Here is a 15,676-nt window from a genome sequence, read left to right as displayed (position 1 = left end):
CCCCAGCTCGACGATTCACGCCACCCATAACGAAGGAGACCATGAAAGCCACTCACCATCCCCGCCGCCGCGGCACGCCTGCGCAACGCCTCCCGCGCATCCAGCCCCTCGCCCTGCTCGCAGCCTGCGCCGCGCTCGTCGCGGGCACGCCCGCCGTGCAGGCGCAAGACAAGCCGGTGCAGCTCAAGCTGTCGAGCTGGGTGCCCGCACAACACCCGCTCAACCCCGCGCTGCAGGCCTGGGCCGACGACATCAAGAAGGAATCGGGCGGCACCATCACCGCGATCCTGTTTCCGTCGGAACAGCTCGGCAAGGCCTTCGACCACTACGACATGGCGCGCGATGGCATCGCCGACTTCTCGTACGTGAACCCCGGCTACCAGCCCGGCCGCTTCCCGGTGATGGCGGGTGCATCGCTGCCCTTCCTCTTCGCCAACGGCAAGGAAGGCTCGGCCGCCATCGACGCCTGGTACCGCAACTACGCGGCCAAGGAGATGAAGGACGTCAAGTACTGCTTCGCGTTCGTGCACGACCCCGGCACCTTCCATTCGCGCAAGAAGATCACCGTGCCCACCGACATCAAGGGCATGAAGGTGCGTCCGGCCACCAGCACCGTGGGCCAGCTCATCACCTCGCTGGGCGGCACCAACGTGCAGGCCTCCGCGCCCGAGTCGCGCGACATGCTGGAGCGCGGCGTGGCCGACGCCATCACCTTCCCGTGGGGCTCCATCGGCCTGTTCGGCATCGACAAGGTGGTGAAGTACCACATGGACGTGCCGCTCTACGTCACGCCCTTCGTGTGGGTGATGAACAAGGGCAAGTACGACGCCATGTCCACCGCACAGAAGAAGGTGATCGACGGCCATTGCACCAGCGAATGGGCACAGAAGGTGGCCGGTTCGTGGGCGGACTTCGAGTTCGCGGGGCACGCCAAGATGGCCGCGCTGCCGGGCCACGAGATCTACAAGCTCACGCCGGAGCAGCTCGATGCATGGCGCAAGGCGGCGGCGCCGTCGGAAGCGCAATGGGCCGAGAGCGTGAAAAAAGTGGGCGAAGACCCGAAGGCGGTGATGGATGCGCTGAAAGCCAGCCTCGCCAAGAACAAGTCGGCGCTCTGAACGATGGCTGCCCGGTCCGTCCGCTACATGGACCGCGCGATCAACACGATCGAATGGCTCGCCGCCATCTTCGTTGGGATCGTCGCGCTCAACATCTTCGTGGCCGTGGTGCTGCGCAAGTTCTTCGACACCTCGATTCCCGATGCGTACGACTTCGGCCGCATGCTGCTGGGCATCCTGATCTTCTGGGGCATCGCGGCCACCAGCTACCGGGGCGGCCACATCACCGTCGACCTGGTGTGGACGGCGGCGAGCCCGCGCATGAAGCGCGTGATCGACGTGTTCGCCACGCTGGTTCTGCTGTTCGTGGTAGCGGTGCAGACCATCATGCTGTTCGACAAGGTGCGCGGCACCTACGTCGACAACGTGCAGACCTACGACCTCAACATCCCGACCTGGCCCTTCTACGCCGTGGCCTGGACGGGCGACGTGTGCGCGGTGCTGCTGATCGCCATCCGCACCTACCGGCTGATCTTCCATCCGGAGCAGCTCGAAGAAGTCCACGCTGAACAGAAGGCCGACGAATGAGTCCCGATGCAGTTGCAGTCCTGGGCTTCGTCGCCCTCTTTGTCCTGATGCTGTTGCGCGTGCCGGTCGGCATGGCGATGGGGCTGGTGGGCGTCACCGGCTACAGCTACCTCGTCGGCCCCGGCCCCGCGCTGAAGCTGGTCGGCCAGACCTCCATGCGCACCGTGACCGACTACACCTTCGGCGTGATCCCGATGTTCATGCTGATGGGCGCGCTGGTGTCGGTCTCGGGCGTGAGCCGCGAGCTCTTCAAGGCCGCCAACTCGATGATCGGCCACCTGCGCGGCGGGCTCGGCGTGGCCACCGTGGTGGCGTGCGGCGGCTTCGCGGCGATCTGCGGATCGTCGGTGGCCACGGCCGCGACCTTCTCGGCGGTGGCGTACCCGGAGATGCGGCGCTTCAACTACCCGCAGTCGTTCTCCACCGGCGTGATTGCCGCGGGCGGCACACTGGGCGCGATATTGCCGCCATCGACGGTGCTGGCGGTGTACGCCATCCTCACGCAGCAGGACATCGGCAAGCTCTTCATGGCGGGCATCGTGCCCGGCGTTCTCGCGATGGCGATGTACGTGATGACCATTGCCATCATCGTCAAGCTGCGGCCCGACTGGCTCCCTGGCGGCGAGGTCAAGCCGTGGTCGGAGCGCTTCAAGGACCTGAAGAACGTGTGGGCGCCGCTGGTGCTGTTCGTGTTCGTGATCGGTGGCCTGTATGGCGGCTTCTTCACGCCGACCGAAGCGGGCGGAGTGGGCGCGAGCGGCGCATTCATCCTCGGGCTGGTGCGGCGCAAGCTCGACGGCCCGAAGATCCGCGAGGCCCTGCTCTCGGCCACGCGCACGGCGGCGGCGGTGTTTACCGTGCTGATCGGCGCGCTGCTGTTCGGCTACTTCCTCACCATCACGCAAAGCCCGCAGAAGCTCACCGAGTTCCTCACCGGCCTGGGCATCGGCCGCTACGGCGTGCTGGCGCTCATCATGCTGATGTACCTGGTGCTCGGCTGCCTGATGGACGCGATGGCCATGATCATCCTGACCGTGCCCATCATCTATCCGGTGATCGTGCACCTGGGCTTCGACCCGATCTGGTTCGGCGTGATCATCGTGATGACGGTGGAGCTGGGGCTGATCCATCCGCCGGTGGGCATGAACGTGTTCGTCATCAAGAGCGTGGTGAAGGACGTGAGCTTCACCACCATCTTCAAGGGCGTGCTGCCGTTCATCGTGACCGACATCGTGCGGCTGGTGATCCTGATCGCGTTCCCCATCATCGCCCTGTGGCTGCCGACGAGAATGGGCTGATGAGCAACAGCGACAAAGAAATCGTCTACACCGTGCGCATCGAATTCGGCGACTGCGACCCGGCTGGCATCGTCTGGTTTCCCAACTTCTTCCGCTGGATCGATGCGGCCTCGCGGCATTTCTTTGCCGAATGCGGCGTGCCGCGCTGGGAAGAAGCGACGGGCACGCTCGGCGTGATCGGCACGCCGCTGGTCGACACGCACACGCGCTTCGTGAAGGCGGCGACCTACGGCGACACGCTGCGCATCGCAGTGCGCATCACCGAGTGGCGCGAGAAGAGCTTCGTGCAGACGTACCGGGCGACGCGCGGGGACGACCTGATCCTCGAATGCGAAGAGGTGCGGATCTTCGCTGCGAAGCGCGAAGGCGGCGGCATCCGCGCGGTGCAGATTCCGCCGTCGATTCGCGCGCTCTGCGAATAGGCCGCGTCGCGAGAAGACCTTGCACCACATCGTGGAACGCCGTCCCAAGGGTTGACTCTGCGCATGCCGCAGTGCAACAATCGGGAATCTTCATTTCGGAGCCCCGTGCGTGGACAGTGCCAGTTGGATCAGTGACAAGACGCGTGCCTCGGCAGGCGTGACACACCCGGCTCTCTAGCGCAGGCTCCCCCCGCGCTGCGTGCCGGTGTGCACACAGCGTGACTCTCTTGCCTTGCGGCAAGCGGCTCCTCCTCCCGATTCCCGTCGTTCTCGTTACTGACTTTTTCAGTCAGCTTGCGTGCGTCCGTGCGCGAGGCCCTTCAACGCGAAGGAGCCTTGTCATGCGTCACTTTCATCTTCGTCGTCAGCCGCACGAACAGCGCGTTCGCTCGTCGGAGCAGGAGCCTGCGCGCACCGTCGATGCTGCCGCAGCGCCGGCCGTCGATGCGGCGCTGGACCAGGCCGCCGCGTTGTGGACCACGCGCCGCATCCGCAGCTTTCTCGTGCTCCAGCCGACCTGCACGCGCCGCCGCTGAGCCGCTCCACGCGCCCGTCCTTCCTCGACCTGCCAGCAACACAGGAGCACTCCATGGACCCAGCCTCTCGTTGGCGCCGTAGCGCGCCCCCTTCGCTTCGATCGATTGCAGCAATAACAACGCGGCCCGCTGCCGCGCTTCGCAAAGGGTTGCCCCTGGCTCGTTGAGGCCGGTGGTTCTCCCCGGGGCGGGCGGCGGCCGCCCCGAAGGAGAACCCCATGAAAAACGTCCTGAAGTCTTTCTTCGAAAGCTTCCTGCGCAGCCGCCACATGCTGCATCACTTCGAGCGCTGGCAGACGCTGCTGGGCTCGAAGCCCGCCGGCACCGGCTCCGCCAGCATGCCGCCCGACATCGCCAGGGCGCTGAGCGCCGCTTCGCGTACCGATGCGGGCGACATGCTCGCCAGGCTCGACAGCTCGCCTCGCGGCCTCAGCGAAGGCCATGCGCAAGTGCTGCGCAAGCGCCTCGGCAGCAACGAGGTGCGCCACGAGCAGCCGCTGCCCTGGTGGCAGCACCTGTGGCAGTGCTATCGCAATCCGTTCAACCTTCTGCTGACGGTGCTGGCGCTGGTCTCGTACGTCACCGAGGACATGAAGGCCACGCTGGTGATCGGCAGCATGGTCGTGCTGTCGACGGTGCTGCGCTTCCTGCAGGAGTCGCGCTCCAACAAGGCGGCCGACCGGCTCAAGGCGATGGTGAGCAACACCTCGACCGTGCTGCGACCCGCGCCGGGCTACAAGGCGGGCGTGGCCGGCAACGAGGGCTTCGACGCCACGCACGCCGGCACGGTGCGCGTCGAGGTGCCGATGCGCGACCTGGTGCCGGGCGAAGTCATCGCGCTGTCGGCCGGCGACATGATCCCGGCCGACTGCCGCCTGCTCACGGCCAAGGACCTGTTCATCAGCCAGTCGGCGCTGACGGGCGAAGCCATGCCGGTCGAGAAATTCGTGGTCTACCGCGGCGCGCACGACGCGGGCGTGCTCGAGCGCGAGAACCTGCTCTTCATGGGCACCAACGTGATCAGCGGCACGGCCACCGCGCTGATCGTGCACACCGGCGACCGCACCTTCTTCGGTGCCCTCGCCCAGCGCGTGACGGCCACCGACCGCGGAACCAGCGCGTTCCAGGCGGGCATCAACCGCGTGAGCTGGGTGCTGATCCGCTTCATGCTGGTGATGGCGCCGCTGGTGCTGGTGATCAACGGCGTGGCCAAGGGCGACTGGTGGGAGGCGGCGCTGTTCGCGCTGTCGATCGCGGTCGGCCTCACGCCCGAGATGCTGCCGATGATCGTGACCGCCACGCTCGCCAAGGGCGCGGTGGTGATGTCGCGGCAGAAGGTGATCGTGAAGCGGCTCGAAGCGATCCACAACTTCGGCGCAATGGACGTGCTGTGCACCGACAAGACCGGCACGCTGACGCAGGACCGCATCGTGCTCGAGCGCCACACCAACGCCTGGGGCGAGCAGTCGGACCACGTGCTGCAGCTGGCCTACCTGAACAGCTTTCACCAGACGGGGCTGAAGAACCTGCTCGACAAGGCCGTGCTGGGCCATGCCGAGATGCAGCTCGAGACGCGCCTGCAGACAGCCTGGCGCAAGATCGACGAAGTGCCCTTCGACTTCTCGCGCCGCCGCATGTCGGTGGTGGTGGCCAATGGCGGCAGCGAGCACCTGCTGATCTGCAAGGGTGCGCTGGAAGAGATCCTGTCGGTGTGCACCTCTGTCGAGCGCGGCGCCGAGGTGCTGGCGCTCGATGCCGAGGTGTTGGCGCGCATCCATCGCGTGGCGTCGGAGCTCAATGCCCAGGGCCTGCGCGTGGTGGCCGTGGCCAGCCGTGCGCTGGCGGCCGGGGCGCAGAAGCCGGCCTATGGCGTGGCCGACGAATCGGGACTCACGCTGCTGGGCTACGTGGCCTTTCTCGATCCGCCGAAGGAATCGACCGCACCGGCGCTGCGCGCGCTGGCCGAGCATGGCGTGTCGGTGAAGGTGCTGACGGGCGACAACGAACTGGTCACGCGCAAGGTCTGCGCCGACGTGGGGCTGGAGGTCGGCCGCATGGTGCTCGGCCGCGAGATCGAGGAGCTGGACGACGCCGAGCTGCGCACGCTGGTGGAACAGCACCAGGTGTTCGCCAAGCTCACGCCCGCGCACAAGGAGCGCATCGTGCATGCGCTGCATGCCAACGGACACGTGGTGGGCTTCATGGGCGACGGCATCAACGACGCGCCCGCGCTGCGCGCCGCGGACATCGGCATCTCGGTGGACGGCGCGGTGGACGTGGCCAAGGAGTCGGCCGACATCATCCTGCTGGAGAAGAGCCTGATGGTGCTGGAGCAAGGCGTGATCCAGGGGCGCCGTACTTTCGCGAACATGCTCAAGTACATCAAGCTCACCGCGAGCTCGAACTTCGGCAATGTGTTCTCGGTGCTGGTGGCGAGCGCGTTCCTTCCGTTCCTGCCGATGCTGCCGCTGCATCTGCTGGTGCAGAACCTGCTGTACGACGTGTCGCAGATCGCGATTCCGTTCGACAACGTGGACGATGAATTCCTGAAGGCGCCGCAGCGCTGGAACCCGGCGGACCTGGGGCGCTTCATGGTGTTCTTCGGGCCGCTGAGCTCCGTGTTCGACATCCTCACGTTCACGGTGATGTGGTTCGTGTTCGCAGCCAACACGGTGGGCCACCAGACGCTCTTTCAGTCAGGCTGGTTCGTCGAAGGACTGCTGTCGCAGACGCTGATCGTGCACCTGATCCGCACGCGCAAGATCCCGTTCCTGCAAAGCCGTGCGGCGTGGCCGCTGCTGATCATGGGCTCGGCGATCGCGGCCGTGGGCATTTGGCTGCCGATGGGGCCGCTGGCGCACTACTTCAAGCTGCAGGCACTGCCGTTGATGTACTTCCCTTGGCTGGTCGCGATGCTGCTCGGGTATGCGCTGCTGACGCAGGGTGTGAAGGGATGGTACACGCGGCGGTATGGGTGGCAGTGATCTTTCCGTTGAGTGTTCGGGGCGTGTGCACAGGCCGCCGGGTACTCCCCTCCGCGAATGTCCTCCGGCCTGCGGCCTCCCCCTTTATTTCGCTGCGGGGAGCACCCGACGCCCTGTGCACGATGGACGCTGCGGTTGTGCCGGCCGATCAACGACCGCTCTGATCGCTCACGCCGACGGGGTGCCTTGCGCAGCGAAATAAAGGAGGAGGCCGAAGGCCGGGGGACATTCGCGGAGCAAGGTACCCCGTCGGCGTGAGCACACCCCGAACAGCAGCCTCCCAAACGCCCCGTGACACGCACATGACACCCGGCCCCCACAAACTGCACACCGAAATCACAACAAGAAAGGAATCCATCCAATGCAAGCCATCCAGAACATCAACTTCCACTCGCTGCTCGACACCTTCGTCAGCGTGGCGGCAGCCTTCATCCTCGGCTCGCTGATCGGCCTGGAGCGGCAGGTTCGGCAACGCACCGCAGGCCTGCGAACGAACACACTGGTGGCGGTAGGTGCTGCGGTATTCGTCGATCTGGCGAACCGGCTCGACGGCAGCGGCGGCGCAGTGCGCGTGGTGGCCTACGTGGTGTCGGGCATTGGCTTCCTGGGCGCGGGCGCGATCATGAAGGAAGGCGCCAACGTCACGGGGCTAAACACGGCAGCCACACTGTGGGGGTCGGCCGCGGTGGGCGCCTGCGCGGGCGCGAACCTGCTGGGAGAAGCACTGATCGCGGCGCTGTTCGTGCTGGCGAGCAACACGCTGCTGCGGCCCGTGGTGAACCGCATCAACCGGCAGCCGATCAGCGAGGAAGCGAGCGAGGCGACGTATGTGGTGCGCGTGATCTGTTCACGCGCGGCACGGCCCGAGGTGATGGACCAGCTGCTGCTGTTGCTCGAAGCCGCGAACTATCCGGTGCGCGATGTCGACCAGCATCCGTTCGGGCCGGCCGACACCGAGATCGGTGCGACGCTTTATGCAACGGCGGTCGAGCCCGCGGAGCTCGACCGTGTCATTGAAGATCTCGAATCGCTCGACGGCGTGCAGCAAGCCTTCTGGAATGCCACCGCCGAGGAGTGAATGAGTCGGGGCCGACTCAAACGCCGAGGATCGAAACAGCCTTGGTGTTCAGGTAGGCCTCGAGCGCTTCCGGGCCGCCTTCCGAACCGTAGCCCGAATCCTTCACGCCGCCGAACGGCATTTCCGGCGAAGGCGTGGCGGGCTGGTTGATCCACAGCATGCCGAGCTCGAGCTTCTGGCTCAGCAGGTGCGCGCTCTTGATCGACTTGGTGAAGGCATAGCCGGCCAGGCCGAAGGGCAGGCGGTTGGCTTCGGCAATCGCTTCTTCGAGCGTGTCGAAGCCGCGGATGGCGGCGATGGGGCCGAAGGGTTCATTGTTGAACACGTCGGCGTCCAGCGGCACGTCGGTCAGCACGGTGGGGGCGAAGAAGTTGCCCGTGTCGCCGATGCGTTCGCCGCCTGCGGCCACGGTGGCGCCCTTCTTGCGCGCGTCTTCCAGCACATGGGCCATCGCAGTGAGGCGACGCGCGTTGGCGAGCGGGCCGATGGTCGTGCCTTCGGCGAGGCCGTCGCCGAGCTTCAGGCCTTCGGTGTACTTGACCAGCGTGCGGGCGAATTCTTCGCGCAGGCTGTTGTGCACCAGGAAGCGGGTCGGCGAAATGCAGACCTGGCCTGCATTGCGGAACTTGGCGGCGCCCGCGGCCTTCACGGCCAGCGCCACGTCGGCGTCTTCGGCCACGATGACCGGGGCGTGGCCGCCCAGTTCCATCGTGACGCGCTTCATGTGCGAACCGGCCAGCGCGGCCAGCTGCTTGCCGACCGGGGTGGAGCCGGTGAACGTGACCTTGCGGATGATCGGGTGGGAGATCAGGTAGTTCGAGATTTCGGCGGGGTTGCCGAACACGAGGCCGACGGTGCCCGGCGGGATGCCGGCGTCGACAAAAGCCTGCAGCAGCGCGGCGGGCGATGCGGGGGTTTCTTCCGGCGCCTTCACCAGGAACGAGCAACCGGTCGCCAGGGCAGCGCCGAGCTTGCGCACGATCTGGTTGATCGGGAAGTTCCACGGCGTGAATGCTGCGACGGGGCCGAGCGGCTCCTTCAGCACGAGCTGCTGCGCGGCAAGGTTGCGCGAGGGCACGATGCGGCCGTACACGCGGCGGCCTTCGTCGGCGAACCACTCGATGATGTCGGCGGCGGCCAGCGTCTCGCCCTTGGCTTCGGCCAGCGGCTTGCCCTGCTCTTGCGTCAGCAGCTTGGCGATGTCGCCGGCGCGTTCGCGGATCAGGCCCGCGGCGCGGCGCATCACGGCGGCGCGCTCGTTGGCGGGGGTGTTGCGCCACTTGTCGAAGCCGCGCTGGGCGGCGGCCAGGGCGCGGTCCAGGTCGGCGATGCTGGCATGCGCCACCTTGCCGATGGCCTTGCCGGTGGCCGGGTTCACGACGTCCAGCGTCTTGCCGCCGGTGGCGTCGACCCATTCGTTGTCGATCAGCAGGCGGGTGTCGGTGTAGGTGGCGGTCATGGCGAACTTTTCCTTCGGGACTGGATGATGAAAAGAGGAATGGGAAATCTGGATGTGCGACGCGGCACCCGGAAGGGTGCGCCGGCGACAACGGCAGCCACAGGCCGCCGGGGGGCATAGATTAACCCGAGTTCGCAAACCTCGCCCACCGCCGGTCACGGGCCGGGCATGGGGCAGTCATGCGCGCCGAACATAATCCCCGCCAAACCAACACACAGAGGACCGAGGGAAATCCATGCACGCAGCGCTCAGCAACAACCTGTTCTTCATCAAGGAACACGTCGGCATCTTCAAGGCCGCCAACAACTACGACATCTTCGATCCGCACTCGCAGCAGAAGATCCTGGAATGCCGCGAGCCGAACCTCGGCTTCTTCAGCAAGCTGCTGCGCTTCACCGACTACAAGCGCTTCACGCCGTTCGACGTGGTCGTGTCCACGCCCGAGGGGCAGAAGGTGCTGTCGGTCAAGCGCGGTGTGTCCATCTTCCTGTCGAAGGTGCAGGTGCTCGACGGCAACGACCGGGTCGTCGGCTCGTTCAAGCAGAAGCTCTTCTCCATCGGCGGCAAGTTCGACGTGCTCGACGCACAGGAGCGGATCGCCTGCACGCTCAGGGGCAAGTGGACCAGCTGGGATTTCCGCTTCGTGCAGGGCAGCACCGAGTTCGCCGCCGTGTCCAAGAAGTGGGCCGGGCTGGGCAAGGAACTGTTCACCACCGCCGACAACTACATGCTGTCGATCGATCCGGGCGTGCCGGCCAACGACGCCCGCCGCCTGCTGATCGTGGCGGCGGTGATGTGCATCGACATGGTCCTCAAGGAGTGAGGCGCTTCCTGCCTACAGCACCAGCAGCGCGCGGAAGTCGTTGACGTTGGTGTGCGTCGGGCCCGTCACGAAGAGGTCGCCGATGGCGTCGAAGTAGCCGTACGCATCGTTGCGGTCGAGGTGGTCCGACAGCTTCTTGCCGGCCGCCGTGGCGCGCGCCAGCGTGTCGGGCGTGACGAAGGCGCCGGCGTTGTCTTCCACGCCGTCGATGCCGTCGGTGTCGGCGGCCAGCGCCCACACCTGCGGCTGGCCCATGAGCGCGCCGGCCAGGCCCATGCAGAACTCGCCGGCCCGCCCGCCGCGGCCCTTGGCCTTGCCCGGCTGGCGCGGGCGGATCGTCACCGTGGTCTCGCCGCCCGAAAGGATCACGCAGGGCCGCGCGAACGGCTCGCTGCGGTGCGCCACGGCGCGGGCCAGCGCGGCATGCACCTTGCCGACTTCGCGCGACTCGCCTTCCATTTCGTCGCTGAGGATGTGCGCCTCGATACCGGCCTCGCGCGCCGCCCTGGCCGCTGCTTCGAGCGATTGCTGCGGCGTGGCGATCATGTGGGTTTCGTGGCCCTGGAACACGGCATCGTCCGGCTTGGGCGTTTCGAGTTCGCCGCTTTCGAGCCGGGCGCGCACCGGCGCAGGCACCTCGATGCCGTAGCGGTCGAGGATCGCGAGCGCGTCGGCGCAGGTGCTCGCGTCGGGCACGGTCGGTCCGCTCGCAATGACGGCCGCGTCATCGCCGGGCACGTCGCTGATCGTCAGTGTCACCACGCGGGCCGGCGCGCATGCGGCCGCCAGCCGGCCGCCCTTGATGCGCGACAGGTGCTTGCGCACGCAGTTCATCTCGCCGATGCCCGCGCCGCTTTCGAGCAGTTGCTTGTTGATGCGCTGCTTGTCGGCCAGCGTCAGGCCCTCGGCCGGCAGCACCAGCAGCGACGAGCCGCCGCCCGAGATCAGGCACAGCACGAGGTCGTCGGCCGTCAGGCCCTGCGTCAGCGCGAGGATGCGTTCGGCGGCCTGCTGGCCGGCCGCGTCGGGCACGGGGTGCGCGGCCTCGACGATCTCGATACGTTGCGGCACGCCTTCGGGCCGCGGCGGGATGTGGTCGTAGCGCGTGACGACGAGCCCCGACAGCGGCGCATCGGCCGGCCACAGGGCTTCGAGCGCCTGCACCATCGAGCCGCCGGCCTTGCCGGCGCCCAGCACCAGCGTGCGGCCCTTGGGCGGGGGCGGCAGGTGGGCCCCCAAGGTGGACAGCGGCAGTGCCCGATCCACCGCCACGCGGTAGATGTGTTCGAGGAAGGCGCGCGGGGCCTCGCGCGGATCGGGGGCGGGGCCGAAGGATGGATTCGATGCGGTCATGGCTTGCTTGTCTCCAACCGGCGATTGTGCAGGGCACGGCGCCCCGCACTCTTGATCCCGGTCTAGTTTGTCTTGGCGCCAGCCTGGAACCAGCGGCTGACGAGGGCCCGCTCTTCGTCGGTAATGCCCGTGGCGTTGTTCATCGGCATGATCTTCGTGACCACCACCTGCTGGTAGATCGCCTGCGCATGCGCGGCCACCTGTTCGGGCGAATCGACGCGCACGTTCTTCATCTGCGTGGCCGCGCCGTGGCACATGTAGCAGCGCTGCTCGAGCACCTTCTGCACGTCCTTGAACGGCACCGAGGGCGCGGCGGCAGCCACGGCGGGCGCGGCCGCGGGTTCGGGCTTCATCCAGACGATGGTCAGGCCCAGCACCACGATGCCGATCAGCGCATACGGCAGCGGGTTGCCCGCGTTGCCCAGCTTGAAGCGGTGGCGCACCACGAAGAACTGCCGGATCGCCGCGCCGCCGAGCATGATCAGCAGCAGCACGATCCAGTTGTACTTGTGCGTGTAGGTGAAGCTGTAGTGGTTGCTCAGCATCGCGAACAGCACCGGCAGCGTGAAGTAGGTGTTGTGCACGCTGCGCTGCTTGCCGCGCTGGCCGTGCACCGGGTCGACCGGGCGGCCTTCGCGCAGGGCCTGCACGTTCTTGCGCTGGCCGGGAATGATCCAGAAGAACACGTTGCCGCTCATGGTCGTGGCCATCATCGCGCCCACCAGCAGGAAGGCCGCGCGGCCCGCGAACCACTGGCAGGCCAGCCAGGTCGCGAAGACGATGAAGAGCGCGATCAGCACGCCGACGATGGTGTCGCCGTTCTTGCGCCGGCCGAAGACCTGGCAAATGCCGTCGTAGACCATCCAGAACACGACGAAGAAGGCCAGCGCCACGCCGATGGCTGCGCCGGGCTGCCAGTCCATCTTCGACTTGTCGATCAGGTAGGTGCTCGCATTCCACAGGTACGACATGGTGAAGAGCGAGAAACCCGTGATCCAGGTCGAATAGCTCTCCCAGTACGACCAGTGCAGATGGTCCGGCAGCTTCTTCGGCGCCAGCGCGTACTTCTGCATGTTGTAGAAGCCGCCGCCGTGCACGGCCCACTGTTCGCCGCCCACGCCCTTGTCGAGCGATTCCTGGTCTTGCGGCTTCTCGAGGCTGTTGTCCAGCATCACGAAGTAGAAGGAGGCGCCGATCCAGGCGATGGCGGTGATGACGTGGACCCAGCGCAGCAGCAGGTTGGCCCAGTCGAGGTAGTAGCTTTCCATATGCTTCTCTCTCAACCCGATTGGCGCGTCGAAGCACCAAGGAAGGGTTTCAGCCTGCTCACCACCGCGGGCGCTGTAAGCAGAGAAAGTGCCGCGAACGCAGGCTCCATGGCGTGGGCCTCGCTCCGCTGCGGCTTGTTGTGGACCGAAAGTGTATACAGTTTTGGCAAAGGGCGGGATGCTTTTTTGGGGCGTCGTCGCCGGGAAAACCCTGTTCAGCCCAGCGATTGCAACAACTGTGCCGCCACTGCGACGGCAATCACCTCGGGCTCCTTGCCGGTGATGCCGGGCACGCCGATGGGGCAGGTGATGCGCGCCAGTTCGTCGGCCGTGAAGCCGCGCGCCTCGAGCCGGTGGCTGAAGGTGGCCCACTTGGTCTTGCTGCCGATCAGGCCGATGTACGGCAGGTCATTGCGCTCGCGCAGGCGCTTGAGGCAGGCGATGACGATGTCGAGGTCTTCGGCATGGCTGAAGCTCATGATCAGCACGCGGCTGCCCGGCGCGAGCGCGGCCACGGCGTCCTGCACGGGCTCGGAATGCTCGGTGTCGATCTGTGCCGGCAGCTCTTCGGGGAAGACGCCGTCGCGGCTGTCGATCCAGCGCACCGCGAACGGCAGCGCGGCCAGCAGGCGCGCGAGCGCGGCGCCCACGTGGCCGCCGCCGAACAGCGCCACGGGCTTGAGTTGCGCGACCAGTTCGCGCTGCAGCCTCGGCGCATCGGCCGCCGTGATGCGCTGGTACGACAGGAACATCACGCCGCCGCAGCACTGCCCCAGGCTGGGCCCGAGCGGATAGCGCTGGATGCCGTCGAAGGGGGCGCGCGTGCCGGCCAGCAGCTCGCGCGCTTCCTTCGTGGCCTGGAATTCGAGTTGCCCGCCACCGATGGTGGCCGTGAGCGCATCGGCCCACACCGCCATCCAGGTGCCGGCCTCGCGCGGCGCCGAGCCCTGCGTCGACTCGACGCGCACCAGCACCGCGTCTTCGCGGGCAAGACGGGCCAGCAGCTGATCGACCATGCCGTTCATTTCCGACACCTTCGGTTGCGGGGTTGCACGAGACTCACGGTATAAACCTGCGATGAACCGTCAGCTTACGCCGCGCCACCTTGCCCTTGTGGCATCCGTCATTTCCGCACTCTGGCTCGCCGGCTGCGGGAGCCCCGGGACCGTTCCCGGCCAGTTGAGCGCGGCCAAGGTCGAACAGAGTGCGACCGCCCCGGTGTCGCACGGATCGAATGCGGCCAATGCGCGCGACTACCGTCGCGACGCAGCGCGCCATATCTACGACGCCAACAAGTCGCGCATCTACAGTGGCCAGCTGCCGCCGATGCTCTATGCGGTCGGCACGCTGCAGGTCCACATCGATGCCGGCGGCAAGGTGCTGTCGATGCACTGGCTGCGCGCGCCCAAGCATGCACCCGAGGTCATCGCCGAGATCGAGCGCATGGTGCTGAAGGCCGCGCCCTTCCCCGCCGCCCCCCGCCTCGGCGCGGTCACATGGACCGACACCTGGCTGTGGGACAAGAGCGGGCGCTTCCAGCTCGACACCCTGACTGAAGGCCAACAGCAAGGGGACTGAAGACACACCCGGAGGCATTTGCGCGGGGGCCGCCGCGCACGGCCGCCCGAAGCGGCCGGCCCGCCCCCGGTAGGGGGTTGGCGAAGCGACACGAAGTGCGCGAAGCCTGGGGGCGAGCATCAAGACCCGCGGTACGTCGAGTAGCTCCACGGGCTCACCAGCAGCGGCACATGGTAGTGCTGGTCGGTGTGCGCCACGCCGAAGTCCAGCGACACCTTGTTCAGGAAGTTCGGCTCGGGCAGCTTCACGCCGCGGGCCTTGAAGTAGCCCGCCACGTCGAACACCAGCCGATAGGTGCCGGCCTTCAGCGAGTTGTTGTCGTAGAGCGGCCCGTCGCTGCGGCCGTCGGAATTCAGCGTGAAGCGCTTCACCAGCGTGGCGGCGTCGCCGTCGGTGGTGTACAGCGCCACCTCCATGCCGGCCGCGGGGCCGCCGTGCATCGTGTCCAGTACGTGAGTGCTCAGGCCCATGGGGCGCTCCTTCGAATGTCGAATCGGGTGCGGGAAATTCCGGTGGACAAAAGTGTATACAGTTACCGGCTTTGGGTCTATCATGAAAAACATGGAGTCCTCCACCACCCGTTCGATCGTCGATGCCCTCACGAAGGCCATCGTCGAGCACCGGCTTCAGCCCGGCACCAAGCTGGCCGAGCAGAAGCTGGCCGATCATTTCGGCGTGTCGCGCACGCTGGTGCGCCAGGCGCTGTTCCAGCTGTCGCAGAACAAGCTCATCCGCCTCGAGCCCGCGCGCGGCGCATTCGTGGCCGCGCCCGCGGTCGACGAAGCCAGACAGGTGTTCGCGGTGCGCCGCATGCTCGAGGCCGAGATGACGCGCGAGTTCGTGCGCACCGTCACGCCGGCCAAGATCAAGGCGCTGAAGGAACACGTCGCGCTCGAAAAATCCGCCGTCTCGGGCGAGGACATCTCGGGCCGCACCGAACTGCTCGGCGACTTCCACGTGCGCATGGCCGAGCTCATGGGCAACCAGGTGCTGGCGCAGATCCTCGGCGAACTCATCTCGCGCTGCGCCCTCATCACGCTGATGTACCAGAGCGCCAGCGCGGCCGAGCACTCCAACGACGAGCACGCCGACATCGTGAAGGCGCTGGCCGCGCGCGACGAGGAGCGCGCCGTGCGCCTCATGACCGAACACCTGGAGCACGTAGAGGCCAACCTCACGTTCGACCGCAAGGTCCCCACCAACGACATCTCGCTCGCCCTGGCTTGAACAT

15 protein-coding genes are annotated in these 15,676 nt (G+C 66.8%); 10 read left to right on the top strand and 5 right to left on the bottom strand.

All coding sequences use genetic code 11. The features are described from left to right. Nucleotides 1-41: 41 nt before the first annotated feature. The 7 genes from ASD05_RS06925 (at nt 42) to ASD05_RS06895 (ending at nt 7,964) form a co-directional block, all read left to right on the top strand. Nucleotides 42-1,118, top strand: a complete 1,077-nt coding sequence (locus tag ASD05_RS06925) for a TRAP transporter substrate-binding protein (RefSeq protein WP_235507885.1) — start codon at nt 42-44, stop codon at nt 1,116-1,118. Nucleotides 1,119-1,121: 3 nt separating this feature from the next. Then, nucleotides 1,122-1,646: a TRAP transporter small permease gene (locus tag ASD05_RS06920; RefSeq protein WP_235507884.1), complete on the top strand. Its 525-nt coding sequence runs from the start codon at nt 1,122-1,124 to the stop codon at nt 1,644-1,646. Continuing rightward, nucleotides 1,643-2,944: a TRAP transporter large permease gene (locus ASD05_RS06915; protein ID WP_056589542.1), complete on the top strand. Its 1,302-nt coding sequence runs from the start codon at nt 1,643-1,645 to the stop codon at nt 2,942-2,944. Before ASD05_RS06920 ends, ASD05_RS06915 begins: the two co-directional genes overlap by 4 nt. Then, nucleotides 2,944-3,366, top strand: a complete 423-nt coding sequence (locus ASD05_RS06910; RefSeq protein WP_056589539.1) for an acyl-CoA thioesterase — start codon at nt 2,944-2,946, stop codon at nt 3,364-3,366. Before ASD05_RS06915 ends, ASD05_RS06910 begins: the two co-directional genes overlap by 1 nt. A gap of 341 nt (nt 3,367-3,707) precedes the next feature. Then, nucleotides 3,708-3,902, top strand: coding sequence for a hypothetical protein (locus ASD05_RS06905; RefSeq protein WP_056589536.1), 195 nt, complete (start codon nt 3,708-3,710; stop codon nt 3,900-3,902). A gap of 218 nt (nt 3,903-4,120) precedes the next feature. Then, nucleotides 4,121-6,886 (top strand): magnesium-translocating P-type ATPase, encoded by a 2,766-nt coding sequence (gene mgtA, locus ASD05_RS06900; protein WP_056589533.1) that lies wholly within the window; start codon nt 4,121-4,123, stop codon nt 6,884-6,886. Between the two features lie 361 nt (nt 6,887-7,247). Next, nucleotides 7,248-7,964, top strand: coding sequence for an MgtC/SapB family protein (locus ASD05_RS06895; RefSeq protein ID WP_056589530.1), 717 nt, complete (start codon nt 7,248-7,250; stop codon nt 7,962-7,964). Between the two features lie 16 nt (nt 7,965-7,980). Here ASD05_RS06895 and ASD05_RS06890 read toward each other — a convergent pair whose 3' ends face one another. After that, nucleotides 7,981-9,423, bottom strand: coding sequence for an NAD-dependent succinate-semialdehyde dehydrogenase (locus ASD05_RS06890; protein ID WP_056589527.1), 1,443 nt, complete (start codon nt 9,421-9,423; stop codon nt 7,981-7,983). Nucleotides 9,424-9,658: 235 nt separating this feature from the next. Between ASD05_RS06890 and ASD05_RS06885 the strand changes: the two genes are divergently transcribed. After that, nucleotides 9,659-10,246 carry a phospholipid scramblase-related protein gene (locus tag ASD05_RS06885; RefSeq protein ID WP_056589523.1) on the top strand — a complete coding sequence of 196 codons (588 nt, stop codon included), beginning with the start codon at nt 9,659-9,661 and terminating at the stop codon, nt 10,244-10,246. A gap of 12 nt (nt 10,247-10,258) precedes the next feature. Here the strand turns inward: ASD05_RS06885 and ASD05_RS06880 are convergent, their stop codons facing one another. From ASD05_RS06880 to xdhC, 3 genes are all read right to left on the bottom strand, one after another. Then, nucleotides 10,259-11,599: a glycerate kinase gene (locus ASD05_RS06880; RefSeq protein ID WP_056589520.1), complete on the bottom strand. Its 1,341-nt coding sequence runs from the start codon at nt 11,597-11,599 to the stop codon at nt 10,259-10,261. Nucleotides 11,600-11,661: 62 nt separating this feature from the next. Further along, nucleotides 11,662-12,867, bottom strand: a complete 1,206-nt coding sequence (locus ASD05_RS06875; RefSeq protein ID WP_056589517.1) for a urate hydroxylase PuuD — start codon at nt 12,865-12,867, stop codon at nt 11,662-11,664. A 215-nt stretch (nt 12,868-13,082) separates the two neighbouring features. After that, on the bottom strand, nt 13,083-13,892 hold the full coding sequence (xdhC, locus tag ASD05_RS06870; RefSeq protein WP_056589514.1) for a xanthine dehydrogenase accessory protein XdhC: 810 nt from the start codon (nt 13,890-13,892) through the stop codon (nt 13,083-13,085). Between the two features lie 52 nt (nt 13,893-13,944). Between xdhC and ASD05_RS06865 the strand changes: the two genes are divergently transcribed. After that, the gene (locus tag ASD05_RS06865) at nt 13,945-14,445 is read left to right on the top strand and encodes a hypothetical protein (protein WP_056589511.1); all 501 of its coding nucleotides are present in this window, start codon (nt 13,945-13,947) and stop codon (nt 14,443-14,445) included. A gap of 119 nt (nt 14,446-14,564) precedes the next feature. On the opposite strand, the gene uraH is transcribed toward ASD05_RS06865, so the two are convergent. Next, nucleotides 14,565-14,915, bottom strand: a complete 351-nt coding sequence (gene uraH / locus ASD05_RS06860) for a hydroxyisourate hydrolase (protein WP_007838349.1) — start codon at nt 14,913-14,915, stop codon at nt 14,565-14,567. 82 nt (nt 14,916-14,997) lie between these two features. On the opposite strand from uraH, the gene ASD05_RS06855 reads away from it, so the two are divergent. Next, nucleotides 14,998-15,672 (top strand): GntR family transcriptional regulator, encoded by a 675-nt coding sequence (locus ASD05_RS06855; protein ID WP_007838350.1) that lies wholly within the window; start codon nt 14,998-15,000, stop codon nt 15,670-15,672. Nucleotides 15,673-15,676: the final 4 nt, after the last annotated feature.

This window comes from Variovorax sp. Root434 (assembly GCF_001426595.1).
Classification (GTDB): domain Bacteria; phylum Pseudomonadota; class Gammaproteobacteria; order Burkholderiales; family Burkholderiaceae_C; genus Variovorax.
The sequence above is the reverse complement of the archived record's forward strand: the minus strand, read 5'-3'. Positions and strand labels throughout refer to the sequence as shown.